Genomic DNA, 12,748 nt, shown 5'->3' on the forward strand with positions numbered 1-12,748 from the left:
TTATTTTATATCCTAACCGGAATCTTTAAGTGATCTTCTACATAATCTCGGCAGATTTCCATGGTATTGTACGGGCTATTTAGCGATTCGTCCACTTCGAGTGTCATCCAACCGGAATAATCAATTTCATTCAGCGCTTCAATAGTTGCGTGTAGATCAACAGATCCTTTGCCTAACTCACAAAAATGAGGAAGCTGTGTATCAAGTGTAGCGGCAGACCTGTCTGTCAGGTCCTTCAAATGAACATAAGCTACCCTGTCCTGATACGTTCGGATGATAGATGCCGGGTCCATCCCCGCTCCGAGCAGATGTGCTGAATCCGGGGCAAGATATACCACCCGCGGATCTGTCAGGCTCATCACAATCACAATTTCTTTCTCGTCTTGCAATTCCGTCCACAAATGCGGATGAACACATGTCTTTACCCCTAAGGCATAGGTTCTTTTCGCCACTTCGTTCATCGTGGCTGCGGCAACCTTCAATTCTTCCAGCGATGAGGGTTGATCCCGAGTGCCACCTGGCCCTAGGACAAGGATGTCTGCTCCACACTTCGCTATGATTTTAGCAAGTCGCACATTGTAGTCAATGATACTCGAAGTGTTCGCGGCATTGCCGAATTTTTGCTGCTGTCCCCCAGCCGTACCTCCATACAACGCAGTCATCTCCAGCCCGTACCCAGCCATGAGCTCTTGTAATTGTTCTGGACTTTCTTCATATTGAAGTGCAAAAGACGCCCACGGCTCAATCCCCGTGAAACCCAGTCTGGAGACTTCCTCCAACGCTTTGAAATGCGCTTGCCCCCAAGTGATGGTGTGTGCAGCGATTCTACCCTTGAACAGACTCATCCTTAACGCTCCTTCCAATGTTGGATTCGATGGGGTTAGATTTCCAGTGATGAGAATACTTTATCGAAGCCTGTTTTGGAACGAGAAAATAGTTCAGATGAACTTTGTGATGAAGCTGGCGCTAGCACTTCTTGAGCGATAACGCCCTTGTATCCGATCTTTTTCAAGCTTCCCAAGAATCCGGTAAGATCAATGGATCCTTCCCCTGGATACAATCGATCGGAATCTAGCAATTCCTCTATCGGCAGAGGTTTAGCATCATTAATATGGACATACGCAATTTGATGCGGTTGTAATTTCAGCAGGTCCTCACTCGTTAATCCATTCGTATGCCAATGATAGGAATCCAGTAATAAACCGATATTTCTCACTTGAATTGTATCCATCCAGTCCAACGTATCTTGCATCGTCCAGATTAGCGGATTTGCCCATTGTGTACGTAAGTGATGAGGACCAACGAACTCTAAGGCTAACGAAATACCATAGGCGCCTAATATTTCTGCACATAGTCTTAAACGTCTAGTGGCTGCAATCATGAACGATGCGACCGGAAGATCTGTCGAAGGCAAAATATAGGTACAGCATGTGGTGCAATTTAATGCAGCAGCGGCCTCAGCCATCAGCGTAAGCGATTTCAGACTTTCCCTAAAGCTTTCCTCTGTCGTGCGCCAATCTACCTCTAAACCAAATGATCCTAGCATGATGCCATGACTTTCCAGTAATTGGATGGCCCCATCCTTGCCATACTGCTGTACCAACTCTAATGGATTGACGTCTATGGCCTGAAACCCGAATTGGCTCGCAAGTCTGATATATTCTTCATTAGAAGCAATTTCTCCCAAACCCGCTGTTGTTAATCCTCTTATCATCGTCGTTCTCCCCCTTTATGACCAATCAAACAGTACGCCATTATACTGATCTTTGTTGGTTCTTAATCCCTCATAGGCTTCGCTAGCTTGCTCCGGCTTGATGACATGGCTAATCAAAGGTTCGATGTGCAGCTTCTGTTGTTGCATAAGCTCGAAGACAATGCCAGAATTACGCACCAAGGAATGTTTCACAAACGAATTAGGCTCTGTTGGATAACGCCATTCGTGAGCACCTTTAAATGTAATGCATCCCCGGTTATACAGATGACAGTAATTAAGCACATCCGTAATATCTGTATTGTATTCTCCACGCGGGCTACCCAAAAAGATGATTTCTCCCTGTGAGCCGATGTATTGAAGACTATCAACCCCAACTTTGGAAACACCGGTTGCCTCAATATGACTGGAAACACCCTTGCCCTTAGTTAACGTCATAATCTGCTCTTTTACCAATCCTTCGCCACTGTCCAGTGTGTAATCCACACCGCATTGACGCGCGGTCCGCAGCCGTTCTTTGGACAAATCCATACCAATTACCGTAGCCCCCTGCAAACGCGCCAATTGAGCTGCAAGATTGCCTACCAATCCAAGACCTGTCACACTCACTTTGTCTCCAAGTTCGATATCCGACACACGTATCGATGTAAAAGCTACCGTAGCCATCCGGGTAAACGGTACCCATTTCAAGTCTAGCGCATCCGGCACTCGAATGAAAACATCCCTAGCTTCAACCACTTGATATTCGCAATGAGTTCCGTAATGAAAAACCACATCGCCCGCTTGAAATTCCTGAACACCTTTACCACATTCTACGATACGACTGACGCTTGCATAACCTGGACACAGCGGGAGTTTTGCCCAATCCTCTTTGCCAGATAACATTGCCATCTCCGTTCCCGGACTAATCAGCGAATAAATCAATTTTACGAGTACCTCATGGTCACCTAAAGCCTTAAGTACAAGCTCCTCTTCAACCGTTTCCACATGGTGTGGGCTCATAAACATTATCTTTCTATTTTTCATCCTCATTACCTCCCATGATCCTCAAACTTTCTATTTAAATGTATGCGTTTTTAGACATCATGTCTTTGACTGCAAAAATGTTTTTTTGTCTAAAAGTAAGATGGGAGGTAGAGTTTAAGTGAGGAGACGACATGTCATTCCTTTCATTTTCGTTCAAAGATCCTTATACTTGCTTGGAGAAGCATTTCAAGGGAGAATGAAAAATATGGACATAAAAAAATTACAATACTTTATCGCAGTAGCAGAGGAACTGCATTTTAACCGTGCAGCTGAGAAGCTAAATATGACGCAGCCTCCCTTAAGCCAGCAAATTCAAGCTCTGGAGAATGAGATTGGTGTGAAACTATTAGAACGGAATAAAAGACAAGTTCGTCTCACGTCAGCGGGGGCGGTATTTCTAGAAGAGGCTAAATCCATTTTATCTCAACTGGAACGCTCTATTAAAACAACACAATTAGTCGATCAAGGAATTATCGGACATTTGAACATTGGATTTATAGATTCTGCAGCTGGTGGAGTATTGGTTGATATGTTAAAAATGTTTCGGGAACGTTATCCACAAGTACAACTCACATTACATGAGATGACGTCTGCTCAGCAGTGGCAGGCTTTACATGAAGGAACGATTCACATTGGATTTGTACGTTATACAGAGTCGGGCAAACATATCGAGCATCGTCCCTTAGTCAATGAATCGCTTATTGCCGTTTTGCCAGAGCAGCATCACCTAGCTCATTTACCGGTGTTATCCATTCGCTCTTTAGCTTTAGAGCCATTTATATCGTTCCCACGTCATTTAGGAGCTCCTTTTCATGACCTCATTATGAGCTTCTGCGCCCAACACGACATGTATCCGAATGTTGTACAGGAAGCCATTCAGATGTACACCATTGTAAACTTGGTAGCTGCTAATCTTGGAGTTTCCATTGTGCCCTCATCAGTTGCTATTTTTCAGCGTGAAGGTGTCGCATTTCGTCCCTTTGAAGAAAGCACACCATCGATTCCCCTTTATGCCGCTTGGAGAACCGATTGCGATCGTGCCTCCTTATCCGCGTTACTAGAGATCATAGGACAAATGAGTTCAGAAGTTATTAATGGTGAATGATATAATATTCAGCCCGTTTTTCTAGGATCACGTTCAACGAGTCCTTCTAGCACCCTATCGATTTCCAACATCACTTCCCTATCCAGACGAACTCCCGCAGCTTTGGCATTTTCTATAACCTGCTCAGGTTTGGATGCCCCAATAATTGCAGATGAGACTTGTGGATTTTGCAACACCCATGCTATAGCCAACTGCGGAAGCGTCAACCCAACTTCACTGGCGATGGAAGAGAGATTCGAGACCGCCTCAAGCACCTCAGTCCGAAGCCACTGCCCCGCCAATTTATTCATAAATGGTGAGCCCGCAGCTGTTGAAGCACGAGAACCCTCTGGCAATGGTTGACCTGGCATATATTTGCCTGAAAGAATCCCTTGAGCAAGCGGTGACCAGACCACCTGTCCAATCCCTTCCCGCTCACAAGCTTGAACTACCTCCGTCTCCATCACACGCCATAACATCGAATATTGAGGTTGACTAGCCACCAATGGCACCTTCAATTCCCTCGCCAAAATAGCACCTTCTGCTATCTGATCCGCCGTCCACTCACTTATCCCGACATAGAGAACCTTACCTTGACGCACCAGATCCGAAAAAGCCAAAAAGGTCTCTTCAAGGGATACTGATGCGTCAAAGCGATGCGCATAATAGATATCAATATAATCGGTCTGTAATCTGTTCAGTGAAGCATGGCACGCCTCCATAATATGCTTGCGAGACAGACCTCTTGCGTTACGTCCCGTCCCTGTGGGATGGCACACCTTGGTACACAATTCGATATCAGCTCTGTGCACTCCTTTTAATGCTTGGCCCAGCACCATCTCAGCTTTCGTATCGGAATATACATCTGCAGTATCAAATGTTGTGATCCCTACATCCAATGCAGCGCGAACACAAGCATGGGCAGTATCATTGTCCACTTGAGCACCATGTGTAATCCAATTACCATAAGCAATCTCACTTAGATGTAAGCCACTCGTTCCTAATTTACGATAGTTCATTTTATACCCTCCTTTAGATAACAATCTGATTGTAACAAAGAGATATTAATACGAGAAATACTCTTTAAGATGCGATTTAATTCAAAAAAGATATTACTGAGATCCTTAAAGATAATAAAAAACGCCCTTTAGGCGTTTTTTTCGGTACATATTCTGTTTCGAAACTCTAACTTCGCCTATACTCCGGTGAGTATTAACCTCCAAGCCTTGTTACCGCACCACAACTAACAGTACAATAATTCCGAGCCAAAACAGCCAGCTTACTGGGTGACCGAAATTTAATCCCCAGCCGACTCCGAGCCTTTTCTTGACGATTAGGTTTGGATCTTTGCGATTGAAATAAATCATACCTAATCGCCATTTATCATCGTCATGGACAGGTCTGACATTGGAGCTATCGGCAGATCGCTCCAAGCGGCTTTCGCCCTGACCAGCCCAGAACGTTAAGGCCAAGGCGTATAGGATGACAAGGGCTATTATGATTAGGATAATAGGGATAGCGAAACTCATGTTAAGCAGAGATATCATGTTTAGTTGCACGACGGAAAACAGGATAACTATTAAGAAGCTTGCTGTAAGCATAAAATATGACCAAGTACGGCGGTAAGCTGCGTCTTGTCTGATCGAACGGTTAGGATCATTGGGTTGAACCTGCTGCTTTACTCTGCGAATACTCCAATTCTCAAATATGAACAAAAGTGTTATGAACACTTGCATGATCGTAGGCATAAACACAGAACTAAAAGATTTAGCTGCATAGCGGTCTACGTTCCAACTGCTGTTGTAATGGATCGGAATCTGATCAGGAATCAGATCGTAGTTGCGCAGCACAGTTACAATACTAACAACAGTAATTAAAACATGAATGAGGAACCAATTATTAGACAAGCCAATGTTTCTTTTCCGAAATCCAGTGTCCACTGCCATGATCGATGGTTCCAGAGCAATAGGCAGCATAGGTAGTAAACTTTTCATTTTGAAATGATAGCTAATGTTTATGACTAGGGAGATTCCGACCATGGCGAGTGAATAAGTGACAATGATCCAACTTTGTTGCTTGGAATGTTCATCACCGTATATTAGACAGAGGATACAAACCATGAATAGGATGGTATGCACGGTAGCACTAATCCTAGCATATGACTTCCGCATCTGGCGCAGAGGCTCACTATGGAATTGTACAGGGCTGACGGTGACCCCAAAACTAATCGTCTCTTTTGTTAAATAAGGCATGCATACCATGAGTACAATGGCAGGTACAAATACAAAGATCATTACTATAACAGGCATTATCGTCATATCATTCGCCTCCTCTTATACATAAGTGTGTATTTGAAAACTCTATAACCCTTATAGCATAGGCAATTGAGCACTATGCCTTTTTGCGTATGATGATCCTATTAACTTAGGATAGGTGATCGACTTGAACATAAATTTTATTATAATCGATTTTAGTGACTATAGGGGTGAAATTAACAATTTATCCAGTTTTTTTGCTGCGCAAAGCTACTCATCTGACAACTCAATTATGGCAATTACATCTGTTTGAAATTCTGTGTTGGTAAAGGACTCGCCTCTTATCTGCAATGGTGCGGATTACTGCGTCAGAGTATAAATAAGTCCGTCCATGCTTAATATAGTACTTGCTCAGGTTTGTTCCATTAACTCATGCATGGTCATATGCAGCACTTCTTTAGCATTTGCAAGAATGTACTCCGCTACTTTTTTCTCTGATTCTGGCAATTCATTTAAGTCTAGCTCAATTTGCGAAATCATACTTCCCCGCAATTATACCCGCTCCAACAAATGCAGGAATCATTAGTATGAAAATATTTCCGATTTTTCGCAAAAAGTTCTTGAACGGTTTATCATTCTTCTTTTTAAGCTGCGCCTTCATTTGTGCGCTTTGTGCTTGTAATTGCTCAGCCCAAGTCGCTATTTTCCTAATACTCATTTGACTATATTGAGCAATCTAAATTTTGTATCACTTCTATGATTCTACACGTTCCTTTTATTGACGAATTTTTCTTTCAATATTAAACTATAAATAAGAAATTAAATTCCAAAAAATCGTTTTTTTCATTCATTAAATTTATCCCAACATTACGGCGCAGGAGGAAATGAAGATGACGACGACACCAAACATCATCGTAATGAACCATCCAACTAGAGAGCAGCTTGAAAATATTTACGATATTTTAGATGAATGCTTTTCCGTAGGCCGAGCCTTTTTCCAAGAAAGATTAGACCTAGACACCACATATGATCCAGATACAACATGGTTTGCGATGGTTGACGATAAGATTGCATCTAATGTACAAATTTTTCCGTTTCATATTAGAGTCGGTCAAGCGATCTTGAAAACGGGTGCAATGGGGAGTGTCGGTACAGATCTAAATTACCGCGGGCTGGGGCTTGCACACAAAATTCTTCATGCGCAGACCAACTATATGAAAGAAACCGATTATGATATAAGCTTGCTTTTGGCTAGTAAGCATGCGTTTTATGAAAAAGCTGGCTGGAGACTTATTCCCGAGACTGCTTTCGCAATTGAAAAACCAGCAAGTTTGGAGCAGCAGCAAAGCAGTGATGAAATCATTCCTTTTGAAGCCTGTTATCTCGATGATATCCGTTTCATCTATGAACAATTTAATAAGAATCGTACCTACACCGTGATCCGAAGTAAAACGTATTGGAATGATTTATTGACCTGGCCGGAATGGAAGAAAGTTGACTGCTTGCTCCTTCGCAGAAATGGGAAAATCGTCGCTTATGGCATCATTGAAAAGAAAGATACTGAACAAGTATTCATTAATGAATTATTGTATTTGAACGAAGCCGAAAACGGCGTTGAAGCTTTGTTTCATGCCTTATGTCAGCTGCGCCAAAATGCAAAGCAAATATTAGCGATGCTCCCAGAGGACCATAAGCTATATTCCTATTACCAACAGCATCAAGCAAATTCAATTCAAATCAATATGGCGATGTGGAAAATGATCAATCTCAGTTCAACTTTCCATAAGCTTCAGCCTGAATTAGAAGATCGCCTAAACCGTAGCAACATAATTGCAGGCCAGGAGCTGCATATTGCACTTCGCAGCAATGAGGACTGTATCTACTTGGATTATAAGCAAAAGCAGCTTTCTGTTTCGGATGCTAGTAATCATACCAATCCCTATACTTCAATAGAAGTAGATGAACGCGAGCTAATGACTTATATCATGTTCGGCTATAATGAAGCAGGCGCAGCAAAGGACAGTACTGAGGACGCTAACATCCTTCAAGCTCTATTTCCGAAACAACTAGCCGTGTTTTATTTGACCGATAAATTTTAAGCCATTTTTGATTCCTACCATTTTAAAATAAGGGTGTGTCGCAAGTCCAACTGCTCGGACTTATGACACACCCTTATTTTTCCATAGCGACAAAAACTAGTCGTTGTTCATTTTTGATCTTCCTAACAGGACAGCACCGTAGGCTGCATCCTTAATCGGCAAAATCAGCTTTGTTTGCGGGTAGCTCTGTGCGAGCTTTCGCTCCAAGGCTTCTTTCACAAAGCGAGACTTTTGCAGCACACTTCCTGCAATCGCAATCGGACTTTCATATAGCTTAAGCCGTTCAATAACAGGCACAACAAGTTCATATAGATTGGCTGCACATTTCTCCGCTAACGCTATTGCATGTGCATCGCCCTTCTCGCATGCGGTCGTCATAATCGGTGCGAGCTGCGCAATATCTTTTTTCGTAGTATTTTTATCATAAACAAAGCCAATAATCTCTTTCACAGTGCTTAATCCAAGCTGCTCATATACCATCGCTGGGATGACCGTATCGGTTATTCTTCCGTCCTCCACTTGAACTAATCCGGATAATAGATCCCGCCCAATGCTATAACCGCTTCCCTCGTCATCAATCAGATGACCAAAGCCTCCTGTGCGATGCTGCTCTCCTTTTTCATTGACCCCGAAGCAAATCGATCCTGTACCGGCAATGAGAATGATGCCTTGCATCGCATTTTGTGCCCCGTATAATGCAGTTTCTTGATCGCCTGTAATCGTTAATGGCCCGATATAACCGTTATTTCTCACATGCTGCTCCAAAAAATTGATGACCAGCGGATTACTTATTCCTGCCGCACCTATACATATATGAGCAACTTCTTGTAAATTACCGCAGTAGAGCTTCGTTTGACTAAAAATTTCCTCAAAGGAGGCGGCAATAGCATCAGCATCACCACCGTTATAATTAATAGGCCCTACAGTAAAGGTGAATAAAGAGTCTTCCTGGTCATGCGTAATGGTGACAGCTGTTTTCGTGCCACCCCCATCAATTCCAACGATAAATGCCATACCTATGTCCCCTTGTTGTACTTTTTATCTACATCTGAATCGTAATCTTGGCGGTGGGTACAACCTCACCATTTAGGATTGGAAGGAGTGATTTGAATGCATCAAGTGTATACTCAAATGCCGCAATTCCGCAGAACTCGCCTTCGATTAACGGTAAGTCATACGGGCGACCTAATGTAATGGCCGTTACTTTGCAGCCTGCTGCCAGCAGCTTCTGAACAAGCGCAAGCTGACCTTTGTTTTCACGCGCATTGAACAAGCCGATAACAATATGCTTGTAGCCTTGTACCTTTGGCAGCGCAGCGTTGATTTGCTCCTCGCTCGGGTCAATGTCGATAATCTCATAAGCTGTATTGAAATGCTCCCCCATATATTGCGGAAAGCTAAGAGCTTGATTCAAGCTGCTGGACGCAAGATCGGTGCGGTATGAATAGGAACCCATAAATAACACTTGCTCGTCACCGGTATGAATGGGCTGGAGCTCACCTTTCATGAGGCAGATCGTTTCCGTACGCATTAGCTCATTTGCTCGGCGATGTACATCGCAGCCAACTAGTTCATAATCTAGCTCCTCAATCGTCGCATATTGTGCTTTATAAGCTAAAATTTTTGTAACAGCTGCATCAATCAGCGCTTCATCCAAATCACCGGTGGCTACAGCTTCTTCGATCAAATGAATCGCTTCCTTCACTGTCTCAGGAGTATGACTAATGAATACCAAATCAATACCTGCTTTAACAGCTCCTAACGCTCCTTTTGCCGTACCATAGTATCGTTTGATCGCGTCCATTTCTAAACAATCTGATACAACTAACCCTTTATATCCTAATTTTCCTTTTAATATCTCTGTAATAATGGTATGAGACATAGTTCCGGGCACACCGGATTTTTCAATTTTCGGAAATAAAATATGTGCACTCATAATCGCTTTAGCGCCTTGCTCAATTGCGGCCTTAAACGGCAGCAGCTCAAGCTGCTCTAATTCCTCAAGTGTTTTTTCAATGGTAGGCAAGCCAATATGTGAATCGACATTTGTATCACCATGACCTGGAAAATGCTTAAGTGAGGACATGACGCCTCCATCGAGCAATCCCTTCATCATTTGAATTCCATACTGGGATACTGTTGCAACAGAATCACCATAGGAACGAACATTTATGACTGGATTCAATGCATTATTGTTAACGTCCATAACTGGAGCTAGATTAAAATTAATACCTAATGCTTTCAATTCTCTGGCAGTCATTCTGCCTGCTGCATACGCATTTTCAGGTCGTCCTGAAGAAGCAATTGCCATGGCTCCAGCAACATTGGTCGCGTCTTTAGGCATACGAGTGACTCGACCGCCTTCTTGGTCGATCGTAATAAAGCCCGGGATACCAGTATGTGTCGTGTACCATTGCTGCAGCTCAGTAACAAGCTCGCCTAATTGATATTTATTGTCGATATTATGTGAGAATAAAATAATATTGCCGACTTTATAATGCTCAATAACTTCCTTCAGCTCAGGAGTGATCTCGGTTGAAGGGAAGCCTGTTACGAACATTTGTCCAATCTTTTCGCGCAAGCTCATATGTTCTATTGTTCTCATCAATTATTCACCTTCCTCTAGCGATATAAATGATACTGCTGTGTTATTTCTGCAAATTGCTTGCTTTCCGCTGCAAACTGTTCAAGCAGCTGCTTGGCTTGAATATTGTCCGTACGATACATGTTGTCTCCCCCCAGCAAATCGATAAATGGACGAGAGCCCTCCTTCACAGGAGGCAGGAATGAAAATTGCTCGTACAAATCTCTTATCGTAAATAATAAGGTTACCCCAACTTCTAAAGGCCTCAGCACTTGGAGATCTGTAATGTAAATTTGTACCCCGCCGCATAGCTCGCCACAATGTTTAGATGACGTTGGCTTGAAATGAACTGGACGAAAAAGCACACCCGGGATACCTTTTGCATTCATCTCATCTGCCAATTGCTGCGCTTGAATGAACGGAGCACCAATCATTTCAAAAGGGAACGTTGTTCCACGTCCTTCGGAGCAGTTTGTGCCTTCAAATAAACATGTTCCTGTATATAATAACGCCGTTTCATATCGTGGTATTCCAAGTGAAGGATGAACCCAAGTTAATCCTGTATCCGGGAAGGACATGCTCCGTTCCCAGCCTTCCAAACGAACGACATGCAGCGATGCATTCCAATTCATTTGATCATTTGCCATCGTTGCTACCTCACCTGCTGTTAAGCCGTATCGCACGGCTAGCTCGTAATTTCCAACAAATGATTTGAAGCCAGGCTTCAAGACATTTCCTTCTACCGTTACCCCGTTAAGCGGATTAACACGATCAAGAACAACAAATTCTACACCTGCATTTGCACAATCTTCAAGTGCATACAGCATCGTATAAATAAATGTGTAATAGCGTACACCAACATCTTGAATATCGTATACAATGATGTCTACTTCATTCAGCATTTCTTTTGTTAAACGCTTGGAGTCTTTACGGTACAAGCTATAGACTGGAACATTCGTAAAAGGATCCATGTAAGTGTCTACTACTGCCCCTGCATCCAAATCTCCGCGAACGCCATGCTCAGGTGAAAACATCGCAGCAAGATTAAAATTTTCATGTAAAATAGTAATCGTTGATGCAAAATCCTTCGTAAGACCTGTCGGCGCTGTAATCAATCCTACGCGCTTACCTTCGAACAAATAACGATAATTCGTTATAGAATCAATCCCATTTAACACCATATGAAGCTGCCTCCTAGCTGCTTTTTCGCATAAATGGATAGAACAAGGGAATGTTTCCTGCAATACATAGAAACACTCCCTCTTAGCTAGTTGAATAGTTACCAAAGACTAGACTGCCTAACCTTCACCGTTTCAGCTGGCACCATAAATGCTTCTGCATATGTCTTTCTTGCTTCACAGCCGCGAACAACTGCTAGTGCTTTATAGTAATCCATGTATTTGAAAGATTTGCTATTCGTCACAAACCAATGCTTGCTTAAAGCATCTATCCATAGATCAAATGCCGCTTGATCGAAATCCACATATACGTAAGGGACATAATCAACCGCATCCTCCCAGTTTTCGGAGTAATATAATCTTGCTGCAAAGTGCGCGGGGAGTGCTCGTTCAAAGGATGATAGACTTGCGAAGAAACGGGCATCATTTACGATATGATGCGTTAGCGCATGGTCCTTATGCATACTGTTTTTCCAGTGTGTAATAATAATGTTAGGCTTCACGCGACGAATTACATCACAAACCTCCATACGAATTTCTTGATTGTCAGGCAACTCTCCGTCACAATAATCATCGAATACAATGGCTTCACCACCTAGCATATCCGCAAAAACCTGTGCCTCTTTCACTTTTTGCTGACGATATTCCTTCATATCCTGTCCTGCCGGGACCCCTCGTTCACCCGCAGTTAACGCTAACGTCACAATGCGATCTCCCTTTAAACAATGACTAGCGAGTACACCACCAGAAGCTAGCTCCACATCACCAACATGCGCTCCAATTGCTAATACTGTGAATTTTTCGCTCATCT

The 12,748-nt window shown here is 42.9% G+C and carries 12 protein-coding genes; 2 read left to right on the forward strand and 10 right to left on the reverse strand.

Annotated features, from left to right (window positions below; genetic code table 11):
* Positions 1-5: 5 nt before the first annotated feature.
* Genes MHB56_RS03385 through MHB56_RS03395 form a run of 3 tightly spaced genes read right to left on the reverse strand, consistent with a single transcriptional unit; the run spans position 6 to position 2,737 of the window.
* Complete coding sequence (locus tag MHB56_RS03385) at positions 6-845, reverse strand: sugar phosphate isomerase/epimerase family protein (RefSeq protein WP_341143258.1); 840 nt, start codon at positions 843-845, stop codon at positions 6-8.
* 35 nt (positions 846-880) lie between these two features.
* Entirely contained in the window at positions 881-1,714 is an 834-nt protein-coding gene (locus MHB56_RS03390) for a sugar phosphate isomerase/epimerase family protein (protein WP_076301669.1), read from the reverse strand.
* 15 nt (positions 1,715-1,729) lie between these two features.
* Complete coding sequence (locus MHB56_RS03395; protein ID WP_076127168.1) at positions 1,730-2,737, reverse strand: zinc-dependent alcohol dehydrogenase; 1,008 nt, start codon at positions 2,735-2,737, stop codon at positions 1,730-1,732.
* Positions 2,738-2,942: 205 nt separating this feature from the next.
* Between MHB56_RS03395 and MHB56_RS03400 the strand changes: the two genes are divergently transcribed.
* A complete protein-coding gene (locus MHB56_RS03400) occupies positions 2,943-3,842 on the forward strand; it encodes a LysR family transcriptional regulator (protein WP_248548599.1) in 900 nt (299 codons plus the stop codon).
* An 8-nt stretch (positions 3,843-3,850) separates the two neighbouring features.
* Here the strand turns inward: MHB56_RS03400 and MHB56_RS03405 are convergent, their stop codons facing one another.
* The 3 genes from MHB56_RS03405 to MHB56_RS03415 form a co-directional block, all read right to left on the reverse strand.
* A complete protein-coding gene (locus MHB56_RS03405; protein WP_076127171.1) occupies positions 3,851-4,840 on the reverse strand; it encodes an aldo/keto reductase family protein in 990 nt (329 codons plus the stop codon).
* Between the two features lie 210 nt (positions 4,841-5,050).
* Complete coding sequence (locus MHB56_RS03410; RefSeq protein ID WP_248548598.1) at positions 5,051-6,139, reverse strand: DUF1648 domain-containing protein; 1,089 nt, start codon at positions 6,137-6,139, stop codon at positions 5,051-5,053.
* 348 nt (positions 6,140-6,487) lie between these two features.
* Positions 6,488-6,616 (reverse strand): hypothetical protein, encoded by a 129-nt coding sequence (locus tag MHB56_RS03415; protein WP_081383209.1) that lies wholly within the window; start codon positions 6,614-6,616, stop codon positions 6,488-6,490.
* A gap of 350 nt (positions 6,617-6,966) precedes the next feature.
* Between MHB56_RS03415 and MHB56_RS03425 the strand changes: the two genes are divergently transcribed.
* Entirely contained in the window at positions 6,967-8,175 is a 1,209-nt protein-coding gene (locus tag MHB56_RS03425; protein ID WP_248548597.1) for a GNAT family N-acetyltransferase, read from the forward strand.
* A 96-nt stretch (positions 8,176-8,271) separates the two neighbouring features.
* On the opposite strand, the gene MHB56_RS03430 is transcribed toward MHB56_RS03425, so the two are convergent.
* The 4 genes from MHB56_RS03430 to MHB56_RS03445 form a co-directional block, all read right to left on the reverse strand.
* Positions 8,272-9,189 (reverse strand): N-acetylglucosamine kinase, encoded by a 918-nt coding sequence (locus tag MHB56_RS03430; RefSeq protein WP_248548596.1) that lies wholly within the window; start codon positions 9,187-9,189, stop codon positions 8,272-8,274.
* Between the two features lie 28 nt (positions 9,190-9,217).
* Positions 9,218-10,780 carry a glycoside hydrolase family 3 protein gene (locus MHB56_RS03435; protein WP_341143259.1) on the reverse strand — a complete coding sequence of 521 codons (1,563 nt, stop codon included), beginning with the start codon at positions 10,778-10,780 and terminating at the stop codon, positions 9,218-9,220.
* A gap of 17 nt (positions 10,781-10,797) precedes the next feature.
* Positions 10,798-11,940 (reverse strand): exo-beta-N-acetylmuramidase NamZ family protein, encoded by a 1,143-nt coding sequence (locus MHB56_RS03440; RefSeq protein ID WP_036688711.1) that lies wholly within the window; start codon positions 11,938-11,940, stop codon positions 10,798-10,800.
* 98 nt (positions 11,941-12,038) lie between these two features.
* The gene (locus MHB56_RS03445; RefSeq protein ID WP_248548595.1) at positions 12,039-12,746 is read right to left on the reverse strand and encodes a PIG-L deacetylase family protein; all 708 of its coding nucleotides are present in this window, start codon (positions 12,744-12,746) and stop codon (positions 12,039-12,041) included.
* Between the last annotated feature and the right edge of the window lie 2 nt (positions 12,747-12,748).

The organism is Paenibacillus sp. FSL H8-0315 (assembly GCF_038005365.1).
GTDB classification, from domain to species: domain Bacteria; phylum Bacillota; class Bacilli; order Paenibacillales; family Paenibacillaceae; genus Paenibacillus_AQ; species Paenibacillus_AQ odorifer.

Bases quoted from the DNA above. Each gene is read 5' to 3' on its own strand.
- MHB56_RS03385 (WP_341143258.1), bottom strand. From the start codon at position 845: ATGAGTCTGTTCAAGGGTAGAATCGCTGCACACACCATCACTTGGGGG.
- MHB56_RS03390 (WP_076301669.1), bottom strand. From the start codon at position 1,714: ATGATAAGAGGATTAACAACAGCGGGTTTGGGAGAAATTGCTTCTAAT.
- MHB56_RS03395 (WP_076127168.1), bottom strand. From the start codon at position 2,737: ATGAAAAATAGAAAGATAATGTTTATGAGCCCACACCATGTGGAAACG.
- MHB56_RS03400 (WP_248548599.1), top strand. From the start codon at position 2,943: ATGGACATAAAAAAATTACAATACTTTATCGCAGTAGCAGAGGAACTG.
- MHB56_RS03405 (WP_076127171.1), bottom strand. From the start codon at position 4,840: ATGAACTATCGTAAATTAGGAACGAGTGGCTTACATCTAAGTGAGATT.
- MHB56_RS03410 (WP_248548598.1), bottom strand. From the start codon at position 6,139: ATGACGATAATGCCTGTTATAGTAATGATCTTTGTATTTGTACCTGCC.
- MHB56_RS03415 (WP_081383209.1), bottom strand. From the start codon at position 6,616: ATGATTTCGCAAATTGAGCTAGACTTAAATGAATTGCCAGAATCAGAG.
- MHB56_RS03425 (WP_248548597.1), top strand. From the start codon at position 6,967: ATGACGACGACACCAAACATCATCGTAATGAACCATCCAACTAGAGAG.
- MHB56_RS03430 (WP_248548596.1), bottom strand. From the start codon at position 9,189: ATGGCATTTATCGTTGGAATTGATGGGGGTGGCACGAAAACAGCTGTC.
- MHB56_RS03435 (WP_341143259.1), bottom strand. From the start codon at position 10,780: ATGAGAACAATAGAACATATGAGCTTGCGCGAAAAGATTGGACAAATG.
- MHB56_RS03440 (WP_036688711.1), bottom strand. From the start codon at position 11,940: ATGGTGTTAAATGGGATTGATTCTATAACGAATTATCGTTATTTGTTC.
- MHB56_RS03445 (WP_248548595.1), bottom strand. From the start codon at position 12,746: ATGAGCGAAAAATTCACAGTATTAGCAATTGGAGCGCATGTTGGTGAT.